This is a genomic window from Mycobacterium sp. E3247 (assembly GCF_001667785.1).
GTDB lineage: Bacteria > Actinomycetota > Actinomycetes > Mycobacteriales > Mycobacteriaceae > Mycobacterium.
In genome coordinates, this window is the sequence record NZ_LZJG01000517.1 from 40,742 (window position 1) to 57,208 (window position 16,467).

At 69.2% G+C, this 16,467-nt stretch carries 15 protein-coding genes and 2 pseudogenes; 7 read left to right on the plus strand and 10 right to left on the minus strand.

The features are described 5' to 3' along the window. The first annotated feature begins 28 nt into the window (after positions 1-28). Positions 29-880, plus strand: a complete 852-nt coding sequence (locus tag A9X04_RS26160) for an SDR family oxidoreductase (protein ID WP_067927117.1) — start codon at positions 29-31, stop codon at positions 878-880. Positions 881-887: 7 nt separating this feature from the next. On the opposite strand, the gene A9X04_RS26165 is transcribed toward A9X04_RS26160, so the two are convergent. The 3 genes from A9X04_RS26165 to A9X04_RS26175 form a co-directional block, all read right to left on the minus strand. Further along, entirely contained in the window at positions 888-1,751 is an 864-nt protein-coding gene (locus A9X04_RS26165) for a glycine betaine ABC transporter substrate-binding protein (protein ID WP_067927120.1), read from the minus strand. After that, positions 1,748-2,947, minus strand: coding sequence for an NADP-dependent malic enzyme (locus tag A9X04_RS26170; RefSeq protein WP_067927123.1), 1,200 nt, complete (start codon positions 2,945-2,947; stop codon positions 1,748-1,750). The genes A9X04_RS26165 and A9X04_RS26170 overlap by 4 nt, the downstream gene beginning before the upstream one ends. A 73-nt stretch (positions 2,948-3,020) precedes the next feature. After that, the gene (locus A9X04_RS26175) at positions 3,021-4,010 is read right to left on the minus strand and encodes a malate dehydrogenase (protein ID WP_067927126.1); all 990 of its coding nucleotides are present in this window, start codon (positions 4,008-4,010) and stop codon (positions 3,021-3,023) included. 190 nt (positions 4,011-4,200) lie between these two features. Between A9X04_RS26175 and corA the strand changes: the two genes are divergently transcribed. Then, positions 4,201-5,304: a magnesium/cobalt transporter CorA gene (gene corA, locus A9X04_RS26180; protein WP_067927155.1), complete on the plus strand. Its 1,104-nt coding sequence runs from the start codon at positions 4,201-4,203 to the stop codon at positions 5,302-5,304. A 13-nt stretch (positions 5,305-5,317) separates the two neighbouring features. On the opposite strand, the gene A9X04_RS26185 is transcribed toward corA, so the two are convergent. The 6 genes from A9X04_RS26185 to A9X04_RS26210 are packed head-to-tail and all read right to left on the minus strand — an operon-like array spanning position 5,318 to position 10,818. Then, positions 5,318-5,911, minus strand: coding sequence for a suppressor of fused domain protein (locus tag A9X04_RS26185; RefSeq protein WP_067927129.1), 594 nt, complete (start codon positions 5,909-5,911; stop codon positions 5,318-5,320). After that, positions 5,908-7,086, minus strand: coding sequence for an ABC transporter ATP-binding protein (locus A9X04_RS26190; protein WP_067927132.1), 1,179 nt, complete (start codon positions 7,084-7,086; stop codon positions 5,908-5,910). Before A9X04_RS26190 ends, A9X04_RS26185 begins: the two co-directional genes overlap by 4 nt. A gap of 4 nt (positions 7,087-7,090) precedes the next feature. Further along, on the minus strand, positions 7,091-7,942 hold the full coding sequence (locus tag A9X04_RS26195; RefSeq protein WP_067927158.1) for a carbohydrate ABC transporter permease: 852 nt from the start codon (positions 7,940-7,942) through the stop codon (positions 7,091-7,093). After that, the gene (locus A9X04_RS26200; protein ID WP_067927133.1) at positions 7,932-8,861 is read right to left on the minus strand and encodes a carbohydrate ABC transporter permease; all 930 of its coding nucleotides are present in this window, start codon (positions 8,859-8,861) and stop codon (positions 7,932-7,934) included. Before A9X04_RS26200 ends, A9X04_RS26195 begins: the two co-directional genes overlap by 11 nt. Then, positions 8,858-10,267 (minus strand): extracellular solute-binding protein, encoded by a 1,410-nt coding sequence (locus A9X04_RS26205; protein ID WP_067927161.1) that lies wholly within the window; start codon positions 10,265-10,267, stop codon positions 8,858-8,860. The genes A9X04_RS26200 and A9X04_RS26205 overlap by 4 nt, the downstream gene beginning before the upstream one ends. Positions 10,268-10,293: 26 nt before the next feature. Next, the gene (locus A9X04_RS26210; RefSeq protein WP_067927134.1) at positions 10,294-10,818 is read right to left on the minus strand and encodes a general stress protein; all 525 of its coding nucleotides are present in this window, start codon (positions 10,816-10,818) and stop codon (positions 10,294-10,296) included. A 172-nt stretch (positions 10,819-10,990) separates the two neighbouring features. Between A9X04_RS26210 and A9X04_RS26215 the strand changes: the two genes are divergently transcribed. From A9X04_RS26215 to A9X04_RS26235, 5 genes and pseudogenes are all read left to right on the plus strand, one after another. Next, positions 10,991-11,620 carry a DUF4190 domain-containing protein gene (locus A9X04_RS26215; protein ID WP_082975260.1) on the plus strand — a complete coding sequence of 210 codons (630 nt, stop codon included), beginning with the start codon at positions 10,991-10,993 and terminating at the stop codon, positions 11,618-11,620. Between the two features lie 70 nt (positions 11,621-11,690). Continuing rightward, positions 11,691-12,998, plus strand: a complete 1,308-nt coding sequence (locus A9X04_RS26220) for a magnesium transporter MgtE N-terminal domain-containing protein (RefSeq protein ID WP_067927137.1) — start codon at positions 11,691-11,693, stop codon at positions 12,996-12,998. Further along, positions 12,995-13,537 carry a DUF1003 domain-containing protein gene (locus tag A9X04_RS26225; protein ID WP_067927138.1) on the plus strand — a complete coding sequence of 181 codons (543 nt, stop codon included), beginning with the start codon at positions 12,995-12,997 and terminating at the stop codon, positions 13,535-13,537. The genes A9X04_RS26220 and A9X04_RS26225 overlap by 4 nt, the downstream gene beginning before the upstream one ends. Positions 13,538-13,643: 106 nt before the next feature. Next, a pseudogene (locus A9X04_RS26230) lies at positions 13,644-14,792 on the plus strand (lytic transglycosylase domain-containing protein); the annotation flags it as partial. After that, positions 14,780-14,953 (plus strand): annotated as a pseudogene (locus A9X04_RS26235) (Sec-independent protein translocase TatB); the annotation flags it as partial. The pseudogenes A9X04_RS26230 and A9X04_RS26235, both read left to right, overlap by 13 nt. 178 nt (positions 14,954-15,131) lie before the next feature. On the opposite strand, the gene A9X04_RS26240 reads toward A9X04_RS26235, so the two are convergent. Next, entirely contained in the window at positions 15,132-16,277 is a 1,146-nt protein-coding gene (locus A9X04_RS26240; protein ID WP_102419852.1) for an Mrp/NBP35 family ATP-binding protein, read from the minus strand. Positions 16,278-16,467 lie beyond the last annotated feature (190 nt).

Genomic DNA, 16,467 nt, shown 5'->3' on the forward strand with positions numbered 1-16,467 from the left:
GCCGCACGCCACCACGAGGGAGTACTGGATGCACAGCTTCGCTGGAAAGGTCGCCGTGGTGACGGGCGCGGGTTCGGGGATCGGCCAGGCGCTGGCGCTAGAACTTGGCCGCGCGGGCGCCAGGGTCGCGATCGGCGACGTCGACATCGACGGGCTGGCGCGAACCGAGGCGCAGCTCAAGGCGATCGGCGCGCCGGTCAAAGCCGACCGGCTCGATGTGACCGAGCGCGAGGCGTTTCTGGCCTACGCCGACGCCGTCCGCGAGCACTTCGGCAAGGTGAACCAGATCTACAACAACGCGGGCATCACGTTTGTCGGGTCCATCGAGGACAGCCGGTTCAAGGACTTCGAGCGGGTGATGGACGTCGACTATTGGGGTGTGGTGAACGGCACCAAGGCCTTCCTCCCCCACCTGATCGCCTCGGGCGACGGCCACGTCATCAACATCTCCAGCGCGCTGGGCCTGTTCTCGGCGCCCGGGCAGGCGGCGTACGTTTCGGCCAAGTTCGCCGTTCGCGGTTTCACCGAGGCGCTGCGCCAGGAGATGATGCTGGCCGGCCACCCGGTGCGGGTGACGACGGTGCACCCCGGCGGCGTGAAGACGGGATTCGCCCGCAACGCCGTCTTCGCCGACGGCCTCGACCAGGACGGCCTGGCGGAACTGTTCGAGGAGCAGCAGGCCAAGACCACACCGCAGCGGGCTGCTGAGGTCATCTTGGCGGGCGTGGGCAGGAACAAGGCCCGGGTGCTCGTCGGCCCCGACGTCAAGGCCATGGATCTGGTGGTGCGGCTGACGGGTTCGAGACCCGAGCGCCTGCTGGGCGGGCCGATCATGAGCCGGGTGCAGCAGACGGTGCACAGGCTCATGCCCAAACGCTGAGGCTCGTTCACCGCCCCAGCGGATGCTCCGCGAGCCACCCGCCGGCCACCGCCTGCGGGTCGGCCCCGCCGCCCACCTGACGGCGCATGTCGACCAGCGCGGCTGTGTCCAGCACGCCGGCGACCTCGTTGATGGCCAGCAGCTGCCGATCGCTCAGCGCGTTGCGGCGATACAGCGGCACGACGTTCTCGGCCCTGATCAGTGCCGGCTTGCCGTCGGCCAGCGCGACCAGGTCGGCGGGCAGGCCGGGGTCGGCGGTCGTCGTCCAGCCCGCGGTCAGCTGCCCGGCCCGCACCGCGGCGAACATCGTTGTCTGATCGGGGAATTCGCGCGGAACCGGAAGCCGGCACGTGCCCACCGTCGAGGGAGCCGGACGCCCGGCGACGGTGCCGACGACCAATCCGGCGCAGTGTTTCGGCAGCGCGCTCAGGTCCGCGCTGACGTCGCTGCCACCCCACGCCCCGGCGGTGGAACCGGTCACCAGCAGCACGGGTTTGTCTTCCGCCGCCGTCGTGTAGTCACCCGCGGCGACGCCCTCGGGCAGCGCGGCCACCATCGCGCGGTAGACCTCCGCGTCGGACAACGCCGCCGCACCGGGCTGCAGGCTCTGCAGCTCGCGTCCGGTCAGGGCCGGGACGACGGTGAACGCGCCCGAGTCCAGGCGCGCCATCGGATTCTCGGCGGTCTCGGCGCGCGCCGGGAAACCGTATGACCGCAGCGCGGCCACGTACACGCCGGCCAGCAGCGCCGACTCGGGATCCGCCGACGAGCCGACCACCAGTTCCGGACGAGCGGCGTGGCCGCCGGTGCCGCAGCCGGCCACCACGAGAATGGCGGCGAGCAGCGACGCCGCCAGCCGGCCGGTTCTCACCCCGCGATGTCTGCGGGGTCTGCGGCCAGGGCCACCGCCGTGGCGACGGCATCCCCGACGCGCAGGTCCAGCGGGCTGGGGACGATTCGGTCGAAAGCCAGGTCATCGCTGACGACCGAGAAGATGGCCTCGGCGGCGGCAACCATCATCTTCTCGGTGATCCGGCGCGCCCCGGCGTCGAGCGCCCCACGGAACACGCCGGGGAAGGCCAGCACGTTGTTGATCTGGTTGGGGAAGTCGCTGCGGCCGGTGGCAACCACCGCGGCGTACTTGGCCGCGACCTGCGGATGGATCTCGGGGTCGGGGTTGGACAGCGCGAACACGATGGCGTCGGGCGCCATGGTGGCGATCATCTCCTCGGGCACCACACCGCCCGACACCCCGAGGAACAGATCGGCGCCGCGCAGCGCTTCGGCCATGCTGCCCGTCAGACCGTCGGGGTTCGTGCGCTGCGCCAGAACGCTCTTCACGCTGTTCATGTCGTCGCGCCCGGTGTGCAGAATGCCGCGCGAGTCGAGCACGGTGATGTCGGAAACGCCCATCGTCAGAAGGAGATTCGTGCACGCCACACCCGCCGCGCCGGCGCCGGAGACCACCACCCGCAGCGACGTCATGTCGCGGCCGAGCAACTTGGTGGCACCCATGAGCGCGGCCAGCGCAACGATCGCCGTCCCGTGCTGATCGTCGTGCATCACGGGGCAGTCCAGCGCTTCGATGACCCGCCGTTCGATCTCGAAGCAGCGCGGCGCGGAAATGTCCTCGAGGTTGACGGCGCCGAACGTCGGGCGCAGCCGCACCAGGGTTTCGACGATCTCGTCGGGATCCTTGGTGTCCAGCACGATGGGGATCGCGTTCAGGCCGCCGTACGCCTGAAACAGGGCGCACTTGCCCTCCATCACCGGCAACGAGGCCGCCGGTCCGATGTCACCCAGGCCCAGCACGGCGCTGCCGTCGCTGACGACGGCGACCAGCCGGTTCGCCCAGGTGTACCGGGCGGCCTGGCTGCGGTCGGCGGCGATCGCGCGACTGACCTGCGCCACACCCGGTGTGTAGGCGATGGACAGGGCGCGCTGGGTGTCCAGCGGTGCCGTCAGGCCTACCGAAAGCTTGCCGCCTACGTGTGCCTCGAAGATTTCCGCGTCGGTGATCGCACCCGCTTCGACGCGCGTCTGTATCGATTCAATCAACTCGGACACGCGCTTCAGGGTACTGACTACCGATTAGTAGACCTAATGGTGACGTGCGTCTCACCGGCGACGCCGCTGGATCTCAGATGAGACCCAGCTCGGTGACCGCCTTGCGCTCGTCGACCAGCTCGGCGGTCGTCTTGTCGATCCGACCGCGGGAGAAGTCGTCGATCTCCAACCCCTGCACGATCGACCAGTCGCCGTCCTCGGTGGTGACCGGGAACGACGACACGATTCCCTCCGGCACGCCGTAGGAGCCGTCGGAGTACACCGCCATCGACACCCAGTCGCCGTCCGGGCTGCCCAGCAGCCAGGAGCGGGCGGCGTCGATGGTCGCCGACGCGGCCGAGGCGGCCGACGAGGCGCCGCGCGCGTCGATGATCGCCGCGCCGCGCTTGGCCACCGTCGGGATGAAGTCGTTCTCGAGCCAGTTCTGGTCGTTGACCACCTCGGCGGCGTTCTTGCCGCCGACCTCGGCGTGGAAGATGTCGGGGTACTGGGTCGCGGAGTGGTTGCCCCAAATGGTCATCTTCTTGATGTCGGTGACCTTGGCGCCCGTCTTCTTGGCCAGCTGCGAGATGGCGCGGTTGTGGTCGAGGCGGGTCAGCGCGGAGAACCGTTCCTTGGGGATGTCGGGGGCGTTGCTGAGCGCGATCAGCGCGTTGGTGTTGGCCGGGTTGCCGGTCACCCCGATGCGGATGTCGTCGGCGGCCACCGAGTTCAAGGCCTTGCCCTGCGCGGTGAAGATCGCGCCGTTGGCCTCCAGCAGATCGCTGCGCTCCATGCCCGGCCCGCGCGGCCGCGCGCCGACCAGCAGGGCGAGGTTGGCACCGTCGAAGATCTTGTTGGGATCCGAGCCGATCTGCACCCCGGCCAACAGCGGAAACGCGCAGTCATCGAGCTCCATCACCACGCCCTCGAGCGCCTTGAGCGCCGGCTCGATCTCGAGCAGACGCAGCTCGATCGGGCGGTCGGGGCCCAGCAGCGAACCGCTCGCCAAGCGGAACAACAGGCTGTAGCCGATCTGGCCGGCGGCGCCGGTGACGGCGACCTTGAGAGGACTTGCGCTCACGTCGAAATACTCCTTGTGGAGGTAGTCATACAGGATCGGGTCTCGGCTCGAAACTAGCGCACCGTTCCCGGCTGCCGACCCCCGGTCCGATGCCCGGCCGCGCCGGCAACCGGATCGTCGCTCGTCGGCAAGCCGGACCGCGTAGCATGGAGCACCGCCGGTCAGACCTGCGCTGCGATCGGAGGTGGATGTGTTCCAGGGTTTTGACGCATTGCCCGAGGCTCTGCGGCCGCTCGCGCACGAGCCTCGTCCGCCGCAAGCCGACACCCGACCGCACTCCCCCAACGAGACGTTGGTCGACTGCGCCGTCTACGCCGAGGGCCACCGGCTCCCCGGGACATACAGCTACGCCACGGCCCTGGACAAAGTGCGCCAGATCGAGATGCTCGGGCACGAGGCGTTCGTGTGGGTCGGCCTGCGCGAGCCCGACCAGGCCGAGATGCAGGAAGTCGCGGAGGTTTTCGGGATACACCCGCTGGCCGTCGAGGACGCCGTCTGCGCCCACCAGCGGCCCAAGCTGGAACGATTCGACGAGACGCTGTTCCTGGTGCTGAAGACGGTCGCGTACGTGCCGCATGAGTCGGTGGCGGCCGCCCGCCAAATCGTCGAGACCGGCGAAGTGATGGTCTTCGTCCGCAAGGACTTCGTGGTCACCGTCCGCCACGGCGAGCACGGCGGGCTTTCCGATCTGCGCAAGCGGATGGAGGCCGACCCCGAGCAGCTGCGCCTGGGGCCGTACGCGGTGATGCACGCCATCGCCCACGAGGTGGTCAACCACTACCTGGTGGTCAGCCACCTGATCGAATCGGACATCGACAGCATCGAGGGTCTGGCGTTCGCGCCGGGCCGCAAGATCGACGTCGAACCCATCTATCTGCTCAAGCGCGAGGTCGTCGAACTGCGCCGGTGCGTCAACCCGTTATCCGGCGCGTTCCTGCGAATCCAGCAGGAGAACAAAGACCTGATCTCCAAGGAGGTGCGGCGCTACCTACGCGACCTCGCCGACCACCACTCCGAGGCAGCCGAGCACATCGCCAGCTACGACGACATGCTCAACTCGCTGATCCAGGCCGCGCTGGCCCGCGTCGGAATGCAGCAGAACTCCGACATGCGCAAGATATCGGCCTGGGCCGGCATCATCGCGGTGCCGACCATGTTCGCGGGCATCTACGGCATGAACTTCGAGTTCATGCCCGAGCTGAAATGGCACTGGGGCTACCCGGTGGTGGTCGCCATCATGATCACCGCCTGCCTGACCCTGTACTTCAGCTTCCGAAGACTCAACTGGCTCTGACGCGAGCTGACGGTCAGTTCGGTTGCGCCGCTGGGCGTTTCGGGTCGAGCACGTCGACGCCGTCGTTCTGCCACGCCTGCCGCATCGCTTCGGCGCCCTTCAACCGCACCCAGGCCGCCTCGGTCGCGGTGACGGGCGTGGCCAACAGGAACTGCACCGGGTCACGCGGCGGCTCCAACGGCAGATCGTCAATGTCGCTGGGGCCCAGCAACACCGCGGTGAACGGCACGCGTCCCGCGGGTCGCGCCCACAACGGCGATCCCAGGTCCACCAACGCGTCGGCGGTCAGCACCAGACCCTCGACGGCCGGCGTCGCGGCCAGTACCGCCAGGCTGCGGGCTATGCCGGTGACCGGGCCAGGATCTCGCAGGCGCAGCACCACCTCGGCGCGCGGTCCCCGAGTGTGGTCGTCGACGATCTGCGCCGGGTCGGTCATCGGATACCGCGAACAGCCCAGTGACACGTAATGCACCAACCCGTCGCTCCCGCGGAAGCGCAGCACCTCGATGGGTTCGGTGCCCAGAAAGGTCACGCTCGCCGAATCGGGCTCGACATCGGCGAAGTGACGGCGCAGGTACGCGCGCACCTGGTCCAGGACCGGGCTCACTGATCCGCGGACGCCGCGACGGTCAGGTTCGCCCCGGTGCCGGCATCGAATACGGCGAGCTTCGTGGTGTCGAACGCCAGCTCGATGGACTGCCCGATCACCGCTTTGGATTCCGCGGGAACCCTTGCCACGAACTGGTTTTCGTGCGCATCGGCCTGGGCGGCCAGCTCGTCCAGTTGGGCGGAGTGCGCCGCCCAACCCCCGGTGGAGAAGTAGACGAACTTGTCGGCGCCCAACGACTCGACCAGGTCGACCTTCACCTCGAAGGTGAGCGCCCTGATGCGCTGGTACCCGTCGATCAACGCGGCGTCGTGCAGGTGCTCAGGCCGCACCCCCACGATGATGTTCTCCGGCACCGGGTGCCGCGCGATCATCCGTTCGACGTCCGGCGACAGCATGACCTCACCGAAAGGCAGCGTCAGGCCGGTGGTGGTCACCGTGGCGGGGAAGAAGTTCATGGCCGGCGAGCCGATGAACCCGGCGACGAACAGGTTTGCCGGGTGTTCGTAAAGCTCGTCCGGGGTGCCGATCTGCTGCGCGACCCCGCCGTGCATCACCACCACCCGGTCTCCAAGTGTCATCGCCTCGGTCTGGTCGTGCGTGACGTAGACGGTCGTGGTGCCGAGCCGCTTCTGCAGCCGGGCGATCTCGCCGCGCATCTGGACCCGTAGCTTGGCGTCCAGGTTGGACAGCGGCTCGTCCATCAAGAAGGCCTTGGGGTGGCGCACGATCGCGCGACCCATCGCGACCCGCTGCCGTTGCCCGCCCGACAGTTGGGAGGGTTTGCGGTCGAGAAGTTCGGTCAGGTCAAGGGTTTTGGCGGTCTCTTCGACCTTCTGGGCGATCTCCGCCTTCTTCATCTTCGCCAGCGTCAGCGGGAACGCGATGTTCTGCCGGACGGTCATGTGGGGGTACAACGCGTACGACTGGAAAACCATCGCGATGTCGCGGTCTTTGGGCGCCTTCTCGTTCACGCGTTCGCCGCCGATGCGCAGTTCGCCCGACGTGATGTCCTCCAGGCCGGCGATCATGTTCAGGGTCGTCGTCTTACCGCAACCGGAAGGTCCGACCAGGATCAGGAATTCGCCGTCGGCGATGGTGATGCTGAGGTCTTGTACCGCCGTGGCGCCGTCGGGGTAGCTCTTGCTGACATGGTCCAGCACAATCTCGGCCATCGCGCTATCCCTTCACAGCGCCGGAGGTCAATCCGGCGATGATTCGCCGTTGAAAGATTAAAACAAACACGATGATCGGCACGGTGATCACGACGGCACCGGCCGCGATCGACCCGGTGGGCTCCTCGAATTGTGAACTGCCGCCGAAGTTCGCGATGGCCACCGGCGCGGTGATCGCCGCCTTGGTGGCGGTGAGCGACAGCGCCAGCAGCAGGTCGTTCCAGGCGAAGATGAACACCAGGATGGCCGCCGTCACCACTCCCGGCGCGGCCAGGGGGACGATCACCTTGCGGAAGGCCTGCGCCGGCGTGGCCCCGTCCATTTTCGCCGCCCGCTCGAGATCCCAAGGGATCTCCCGGAAGAAGGCCGACAGGGTGTAGATGGCAAGCGGCAGAGCGAAGGTGATGTAGGGCAGGATCAGCCCCGGCCAGGTGTCGAACAGGCCGACGAAGCGTTCGATGTTGAACAGCGGGGTGACCAGTGAGATCGCGGGGAACATGGTGACCAGCAGGGTGGCGCCGATCATGACCCGCTTACCGGGGAAGCGCAGCCGGGCGATCGCGTAGGCGGCCATCGCGCCGAGCACCACCGCGATCGCGGTGGTGATCAGCCCTATGCCGATCGAGTTGACCAGCGCCGCACCGAACAGGTCACCCCGGAAGATGCCGCGGTAGTTCTCGAAGGACACCGACGACGGGATCAGCTTGCCGTCCTTGACCGTTGACGTCGGCTTGAGCGAGAGGCTGAGGATCCACAGCACCGGGACAAGTGCGTACACCACCACCACGGTGTCGATGACGGCCCACCCCACCGCCCGCCGGGCGCCTACCCCGGCCCGCGCGCGTTCAACGGTCATCGGCGTCACCACCGGGCGCCGCGACGCCGAACACCTTGATGTAGACGAGCGCGATGATGCCCACACAGACGAAGATGAGCACGCTGATCGCCGAGCCCAACCCGACGTTGAACCCCTTGAACAGGTTGTCGTAACCGAGGATTGACACCGAGTCGGTGTTGTTGGCGCCGTCGGTCAGCACGTAGATGTTGTCGAAGATGCGGAAGGCGTCCAGGGTCCGGAACAACAGCGCGACCACGACCGCGGGCTTGATGATCGGTAACGTCACGCGCACCAGCCGCCGCCACGGCCCCGCGCCGTCGACTTGGGCGGCCTTCAGCAAGTCCTCGGGCACCAGCGCCAGCCCGGCCAGCAGCAGCAGCGACATGAAAGGCGTCGTCTTCCAGACCTCGGCAAGGACCACGATGCCCAGCGACGGGAGTTGCTGTGTCAACGGAGCACTGCCCTGCGGCAAGAGGTTGGCCAGATAGCCGGTTCCCGGTGTCCACGCGTAATACCAGCTGTAGGACGCCACCACGGTGACGATGCCGTACGGGATGAGCACGGCGGTGCGCACCAGCCCCCTGCCGATGAGCGTGCGGTGCATCACCAGGGCCAGCGCCAGGCCGAGCACGAACTCGACCGACACGGAAACCACTGTGATTCCCAGCGTTACGGCCAGCGCCGTCCACCAATACCGGTCGGTCAAGATCGTTTGGTAGTTGCTCAGGCCGACGAACGCGGTGTCGTTGGGGGTGGCGAGGCTGTTGCGCTGCAGGCTCAGCCACACCGCATAGCCGATCGGGTAGGCCGTCACCGCCAGCATCAGCAGCGCCGCGGGCGCGACGAGGACGAAGGCAAGGCGCCGTTCCGACAGCCGGTTTCGCGTGCTTGTGCGCGGCGCGAAGGCGGGGACATCCGAGGGGGCGGCGCGCGTCACGGCAGCAGCCCCTTGCCGTCAATGGCCTGCTGCGCCTGCGCGGTGAGTTCGTCGGCCGTCCGCTCCGGGTCGATCCGCGTGATGGGGCTCAGCGCCGCGGACAGCCGCAGCGACAACGCCTGATACACCGGGGTCGCGGGCCGCACGGCGGCGTCGGTGAGTTGCCGCCGAATGACGGTGTACATCGGGTACTTGGCCTGAAATTGCGGGTCGGAGTACAGCGACGTCCGCACCGCGGGCAGCCCGCCTTGCATCGAAACGTACTTCTGGCTCGGCAGGCTGCGCAGGCAGCGCACGGCCTCGAACGCCTCCGCGCGATGACGGGTGGTGCTGGCGACGGCCAGGTTCAGCCCGCCGATCGTGACCTTGGCCGGGCGGCCCGGCGCCACACCGGGGTACGGGGCGAACGCGAAAACCTTCTGGCTGGCCTCGTAAGCCAGGCGGAATTGCTCGTCGGTGGGCACGAACGTCCCGACGTCGTTGATGCTGCCGGCCAACGCCGGGTCCCGGTTCAGCGGCAGGAAGGGGACACCGCCCTTCACCGCGTTCTCCAGCATGGAGGCCAGCACATACGGCCAGTTGACTTCCAGCGCGGCCCTGCCCTGTTCGACCGCCAGGCGGGCCGTGCCTTCGTCGGTCCGGGTGATCGACGGGTCGGCGCCCGGAGCGGTGCCCACGGACTTCAGGATGCGCAGCGCGTTGAGCGTCGCGGCCCGGTGCGCGGGCGTGTCCGTCAGGGTGACCCGGCGGCCGTCCTCGGAAAGCACCTGGCCGCCACCGCTCACCAACAGGGTGTTGAACCACACGACCAGGCCCTCACCCTCGTTCGCCTGCACGGCGATCCAGGCGGGCCGGCCCGCGGCGTGCAACCGGGCGGCCTCGGCCACCATCGCGGCCCAGTCCAGCGGCGGCTGGCTCACCAAATCGGGCCGGTACCAGAGCAATTCGGTGTTCGTGGCGACGGGCGCTGCATACAACTCGTGCTTCCACCGTGCCGTCGCCAGGGGGCCGGGCAACGTGTCGGCCCGGGCGTCGCCGTCGGCCAGCCCTGCGGGGTCGTCGGACAGCGGCAGCGCCCAGCCCGCCTCGGCGAACTCCGCGGTCCACACCACGTCCAGCGCCATCACGTCCAGCCCGCGGTCGTGAGCGCTCAGCCGGCGTGCCAGCTGCACGCGCTGCTCCCCGGGACCCCTCGGCAGGCTCACATGCCGGATGGCGAACCGGCCTCCCATCTGTTTGGTGCACTCTTGAGCGACGGCGTTGAAGGCAGTCGAATCGGTGGTCGGGGTGAAGAACGTGATCACCAGTCCCCCGCCGACCGTCCCGCAGGCCGGCACCGCCGCGGCGACGATCAACGACGCCGAAGCGATGACGGCCAGCCGACGCGGGCGCACGCGACTCACCACCGGAGTCACACCCTTCGTGCGTGTCCTCAAATCGCTAAGCGCGCCAACAGATCCCGCGCCTTCTCCGCGTTCTGCGGATCGCAGAGCACGTCGTAGCGGCCGGCCACCAGCTGCATGGTCGAGCTGAAATCCCTTGTGCCACGGGCCATCGCGTAGGGGACCGCGGAGGTGATCAAGCCGAAGAAAACGCCGGCGACCAGGCCGGTGGCCAACGCGGCCCACGGATTCGGGCTGAAGAAGCCGAGCACCAACCCGATGAACAGCCCCAGCCAGGCGCCGCTGAGTACCCCGCCGCCAAGCACCTTGGCCCACGTCAGCCGGCCGGTGACCCGTTCGACCTGCATCAAGTCGACGCCGACGATGGTCACCTGCTGAACGGGGAACTGCTGCTCCGAGAGGTAGTCCACGGCGCGCTGCGCCTCGGCGTAGGTGGGGTAGGACCCGACCGGCCACCCCTTGGGCGGCGTCGGCAATCCGGGTGCGCGACGACCGCCCGCCGCGCCCGCGGGCGTCGCGCCGGGAACTTGACCGGGCTGGAAAGGACTAGTCATCGGCGATCATTCTCCTCCGCCCAGGCCATCGTCACATCTCGGGGCCTTCTAGCCTATCGAGCGGCCGCAAGCCAACCTGCGAAAACAGGGCGCAGGCACCCGCTGCGCCCCCACCGGCCCCGCGGCGATTCACCGCCGATCCGCGACTCGGCCATCGGCTAGGTTGAACACCATGACAGCGCCCGGCGACGGTTTCGGCGAACGCGCCCACGACGACCAAGCCGAACCGGCTCCCGCCGGCGGCGGGGCCCCGGAGCAGCCAGAGGCGCCGTGGGAACCGCCGGCCCCGGCCACGCCATCCGAATATCCGCCCCCGGCCTATCCCCCGCCCGGCTACCCCACGGAGTACCAATCCGGGTACCAATCCGGCCAGGGCGCCCAATACCCGCCGCCCCCAACCGGATACGGGCCGCCACCCGGGTACGATCAGCCGCCGGGCTATGGCACACCGCAGTACCAGCCGGGCCCACCGCAATTCGGCGGGCCGCCCGCCGGCTACGGGCCGCCACCCTATTCGGGTGGCTATTATCCCGCACCGGACTACGGGGGCTACGGGCCGCCGAGCGGGGTGAAACCGGGGACCAACAAGCTCGCCATCGCATCGCTCATCTCGTCGTTCACCGGGGTGTTCTGCTGCTGCCTCGGCTCGATCGTGGCCATCGTGCTGGGCGCCGTCGCGATCAATCAGATCAAGCGCACCCAGCAAGACGGCTACGGTCTGGCGGTCGCCGGCATCGTCATCGGCATCGCCACGCTGGTGGTCATGACGATCATCGTCTTGTTTGCGATGCACTCGCGGTAGCAGCCTGCGCGCGCCGGGGCCGGCACCGCCGCCGTCGGCCGCGCCATCCGCGGCTGCCTAGGCTTTCCCCATGGCATCGGTCAACAGGGTGTACATCGCCCGGCTCTCGCGAATGTTGGTGCTGGGTCCCCTCGGTGAGTCGTTCGGCCGGATCCGCGATGTCGTCGTCAGCATCAGCATCGTGCGCCAGCAGCCCCGCGTCCTGGGACTAGTCGTCGATCTGGCGACACGGCGCAGCATCTTCATTCCGATGCTGCGGGTCGCCGCGATCGAGCCGGAGGCCGTCACGCTGAACACCGGCAGCGTGTCCCTGCGCCACTTCGAACAGCGCCCGGGCGAGGTGCTCGCGATCGGTCAGGTGCTCGACACCCAGGTCAGGGTGAACGATCCCGCGCTGCCCGAGCTGGCCGGCCTCGACGTCGTCATCACCGACCTGGGCATCGAACAGACCCGCACCCGTGACTGGATGGTGAGCCGGGTCGCCGTGCGCACCCAGCGGCGGCTGGGCCGGCGCGGGCCGGTGCACGTGGTGGATTGGCAGAACGTGCAGGGCCTGACCCCGTCGGCGCTGGCGATGCCGGGCCAGGCGGTGGCGCAGCTGCTGGACCGGTTCGAGGGCTGGAAGGCGGTCGACGTGGCCGACGCCATCCGCGGCCTGCCCCCCAAGCGGCGCTACGAGGTGCTCAAAGCCCTCGACGACGACCGGCTGGCCGACGTCTTGCAGGAACTGCCCGAGCTCGACCAGGCCGACGTGCTGTCCGAGCTGGGCACCGAACGCTCCGCCGACGTGCTCGAGGAGATGGATCCCGACGACGCCGCCGATCTGCTCGGCGTGCTCAATCCGACGGACGCGGAGATGCTGCTGACACGAATGGACCCCGACGAGTCGGCCCCGGTGCGCCGGCTGCTGGCGCATTCCCCCGACACCGCGGGGGGTCTGATGACGTCCGATCCGGTAGTGCTGACGCCCGACACGTCGGTCGCCGAGGCGCTGGCCCGGGTCCGCGACCCCGACCTCACCCCCGCCCTGTCCTCCATGGTGTTCGTGGTGCGCCCGCCCACGGCGACCCCCACCGGCCGGTACCTGGGCTGCGTGCAACTGCAGCGGCTGCTGCGCGAACCCCCGGCGGAACTGGTCGGCGGCATCGTCGACACCGACCTGTTCACCCTGACGCCGGAAACGCCGCTGGCGGCGGTGACCCGCTACCTGGCCGCGTACAACCTGGTGTGCGGACCGGTGCTCGACGACCAGAACCACCTGTTGGGGGCGGTGACGGTGGATGATCTCCTCGATCACCTGTTGCCGCACGACTGGCGGATGGATGTGCAGGCCCTCGACGCCACCGGTGAGCCCCAAGGACTGGGAGGTTCGCGTTGAGCAGGTCCTCGGCACCGCGTCGCCTCTACACCCCGCGGACGTCGCGCAGGTATTCGCCACGGCTGGACCCCGAGGCCGTCGGCCAGGTCACCGAGTCGATCGCGCGATTCTTCGGCACCGGCCGCTACCTGCTGGTGCAGACGATCATCGTGGTGGCGTGGATCGCGGTGAACCTGTTCGCGGTGGGCCTGCGCTGGGATCCCTACCCTTTCATCCTGCTCAACCTGGCTTTCTCGACGCAGGCCGCCTACGCGGCCCCGCTGATCCTGCTGGCGCAGAACCGTCAGGAAAACCGGGACCGGGTCGCGCTGGAACAGGATCGCCATCGCGCGACGCAGACCAAGGCCGACACCGAGTTTCTGGCCCGCGAACTCGCCGCGGTGCGGCTGGCGGTCGGTGAGGTGGTGACCCGCGAATATCTGCGGCACGAGCTCGAGGATCTGCGCTCCCTGCTGGCGAATCTGGACGCCGATTCCGACGGCGCCAACCCGGTCGAGGGCGGCGACGGCGCGGACCGAAAGGCTAAGAAATCGGGCTGAGAACCAGTTCCGACCATTGCGCCACTCTGGTCACAAGAGTTATGTATGGTGATCTAGTTCACGGCTACGAGAGCAGTTGACCTGCTCACATACCTAGGACGGTCGAGTGCGCATTGGGGGACGCCGGGGTGCACGCCCGGCCGCCGCGGTGGAGCGGCTGCGAGCACTTCAGGTTTCACGTTCGCGTGCGTTCGGCGTAGCCACCATCACCCCGTTGGTCTTCGCCGGCGCGGTCAGCGGGGCGGCGCCGTCGCTCCCCGTAAAGCTGCCCCCCGTGCATGCGAACGTCGCCCCGGTGGCCGCGGTCTCCCCCGCCATCCCCGACCTCTCGGGACCGGCTGTCGTTTCCATCGACCGTTCCCCGGCCGCCTTCCACGTCGCCGAACCCGCCCTGTCCGCACCCCCGCCGGCGATGATCGTGAATGCGCCTGGGGCACTTGGCATTCCAAGCATTGCGCTGGCGGCCTACCGCAGCGCCGAGCAGAAGATGGCCGTGGCCGCCCCGAACTGCGGCGTGAGCTGGAACTTGCTGGCCGGGATCGGGCGCATCGAATCCGGTCATGCCGGCGGCGGCGCGGTCGACGCGCGCGGCACGGCGGTCGTCCCGATCTACGGCCCCGCGCTGGACGGCACGCTGCCCGGCAACGAGATCATCCTGCAGAGCAGCGCCGGCAATCGCCCCACCTACGCCCGCGCGATTGGGCCGATGCAGTTCCTGCCCGGCACCTGGGCGCGCTACGCCTCCGACGGCAAAGGCGACGGCGTCGCCGATCCGCAGAACCTGTTCGACTCCACGCTGGCCGCGGCCCGGTACCTGTGCAGCGGCGGCCTCAACCTCCGCGATCCCTCCCAGGTGATGGCCGCGATCCTGCGCTACAACAACTCGATGGCGTACGCGCAGAACGTGCTGGGCTGGGCCTCGGCGTACGCCACCGGTGTGGTGCCGGTCGACCTGCCTCCGATGACGGGTCCGCCGCCCCCGCTGGCCGACGCGCACCTCGAGCACGCCGAGGGACTCGGCCCCAACCTGCCGATGAACGTCAACGGGCTGCCGTTGGACGACCCCCTGGCGCGGATGCCGCTGATCGACCTCTCCCAACCACAGAGCGCGGGTCCACCGCCGATGTTCCCGTGGATGACCCCGACGCCGCAGCAGGCCCCGGCCCGGCTGCCCGGCTGCACGGTGATCTGCGTCGGCCCCCAGAACCCGCCGCCGAACGCCGCCCCGCCGTGGGCCCCGCCGATGGCGCCGCCCTGACCAAGCACCTGCTCGACGGCGACGATTCCTTCCTCACCGGGAACTTCGACAGACCGGCCAACGGGGCGGCGGTCACGCCGCCGGAGCCGTCGGCGCCGCCACCGCAACCCCAACCACACATCCCCGGACAGACGCCGTTCGACGCCGACGCGACCTAAGCGCGGCGATCGCAAGCGCGGCGGAGCCGGGCGAAGCGGGTCGCCGCCATCGGATAGCGGCGATCGCAAGCGCGGCGGAGCCGGGCGAAGCGGGTCGCCGCCATCGGATAGCGGCGATCGCAAGCGCGGCGAAGCCGGGCGAAGCGGGTCGCCGCCACCGGGTCTCGCGGGGTCTCGGTTAGCGCCGCGTCGGATCGAGACCCAGCGACACGCCCGCCAGCCCGCGGCGGCGCGACGACAGCTTGTCGGCCACGCCGCGCAGTTCCTTGCCCGCCGGGGAGTCGGGGGCGCTCAGCACGATCGGCGTGCCGGAGTCGCCGGCCGCCACCAGCGCGGGATCGAGCGGGATCTGGCCCAGCAGCGGCACATCGGCACCGACCGCGCGGGACAGGCGTTCGGCCACCTGTCGGCCGCCGCCCTCGCCGAACACCTGCATGGTCGAGCCGTCGGGCAGGGTCAGGCCCGACATGTTCTCCACCACCCCGGCGATGCGCTGCCGGGTCTGCATCGCGATGCTGCCCGCCCGCTCGGCGACCTCGGCGGCGGCCAGCTGCGGCGTCGTGACCACCATCAGCTCGGCGCTCGGGATCAGCTGAGCCACCGAAATGGCGATGTCGCCGGTGCCCGGCGGCAGATCCAGCAGCAAGACGTCCAGGTCACCCCAATAGACGTCGGCCAGGAACTGCTGCAACGCCCGGTGCAGCATCGGCCCCCGCCACACCACCGGTGTGTTGCCCTCCGTGAACTGGGCGATGGAGATGACCTTCACCTCGTGCGCGATGGGCGGCAGGATCATCGACTCGACCTGGGTGGGCCGGTCGGTGGTACCCATCATCCGGGGAATCGAGTGGCCGTGGATGTCGGCGTCGAGCACGCCGACCGACAGGCCGCGGGCCGCCATCGCCGCGGCCAGGTTGACCGTGACGGTGGACTTTCCCACCCCGCCCTTGCCGGACGCGACCGCATAGACGCGCGTCAGCGAGTTCGGCTGGGCGAAGGGGATGACGGGCTCGCGGGCGTCGCCGCGCAACTGCTTGCGCAGTTCGGTGCGCTGCTCGTCGTTCATCACGTCCAGGGTGACCTTCACGGCCCCGGTGCCCGGCACGTCGGAGACGGCCTGGGTGACCCGTTCGCTGATCTCGGTCTTCTTCGGGCAGGCGGCGGTGGTCAGGTAGATCGCCACGTGCACGCCCCCGTCGGGCTCGGTGTCGATGCTCTTGACCATGCCGAGTTCGGTGATGGGGCGCCGTAGTTCGGGGTCGATCACTTTCCCCAGTGCGGTGCGGATTGCCGCGCTCAAGTCGGCAGCGTCATGACGGGACATCACCGCCGAGTGTAGGTGCGCGACGCTCGCGCCGGTTCGGGGGCGACCCGCTACGCCCGGCTTCGCCGCGGTTGCGATCGCCGCTGGAACGGTCAGCCGCCCGCAACGGGGCCGGGCGGCTTGGGCGTGGCCGCGTTCGGGGGGCCGGCCGGCTTCGGCGCCGGCGATGCAGCGGGCGCCTGCACCACCG

Excerpts from the sequence above, each read along its gene's own strand:
- A9X04_RS26160 (WP_067927117.1), top strand. The coding sequence starts at position 29 with ATGCACAGCTTCGCTGGAAAGGTCGCCGTGGTGACGGGCGCGGGTTCG.
- A9X04_RS26210 (WP_067927134.1), bottom strand. The coding sequence starts at position 10,818 with ATGACTAGTCCTTTCCAGCCCGGTCAAGTTCCCGGCGCGACGCCCGCG.
- A9X04_RS26215 (WP_082975260.1), top strand. The coding sequence starts at position 10,991 with ATGACAGCGCCCGGCGACGGTTTCGGCGAACGCGCCCACGACGACCAA.
- A9X04_RS26190 (WP_067927132.1), bottom strand. The coding sequence starts at position 7,086 with ATGGCCGAGATTGTGCTGGACCATGTCAGCAAGAGCTACCCCGACGGC.
- A9X04_RS26240 (WP_102419852.1), bottom strand. The coding sequence starts at position 16,277 with ATGTCCCGTCATGACGCTGCCGACTTGAGCGCGGCAATCCGCACCGCA.
- A9X04_RS26220 (WP_067927137.1), top strand. The coding sequence starts at position 11,691 with ATGGCATCGGTCAACAGGGTGTACATCGCCCGGCTCTCGCGAATGTTG.
- A9X04_RS26195 (WP_067927158.1), bottom strand. The coding sequence starts at position 7,942 with ATGACCGTTGAACGCGCGCGGGCCGGGGTAGGCGCCCGGCGGGCGGTG.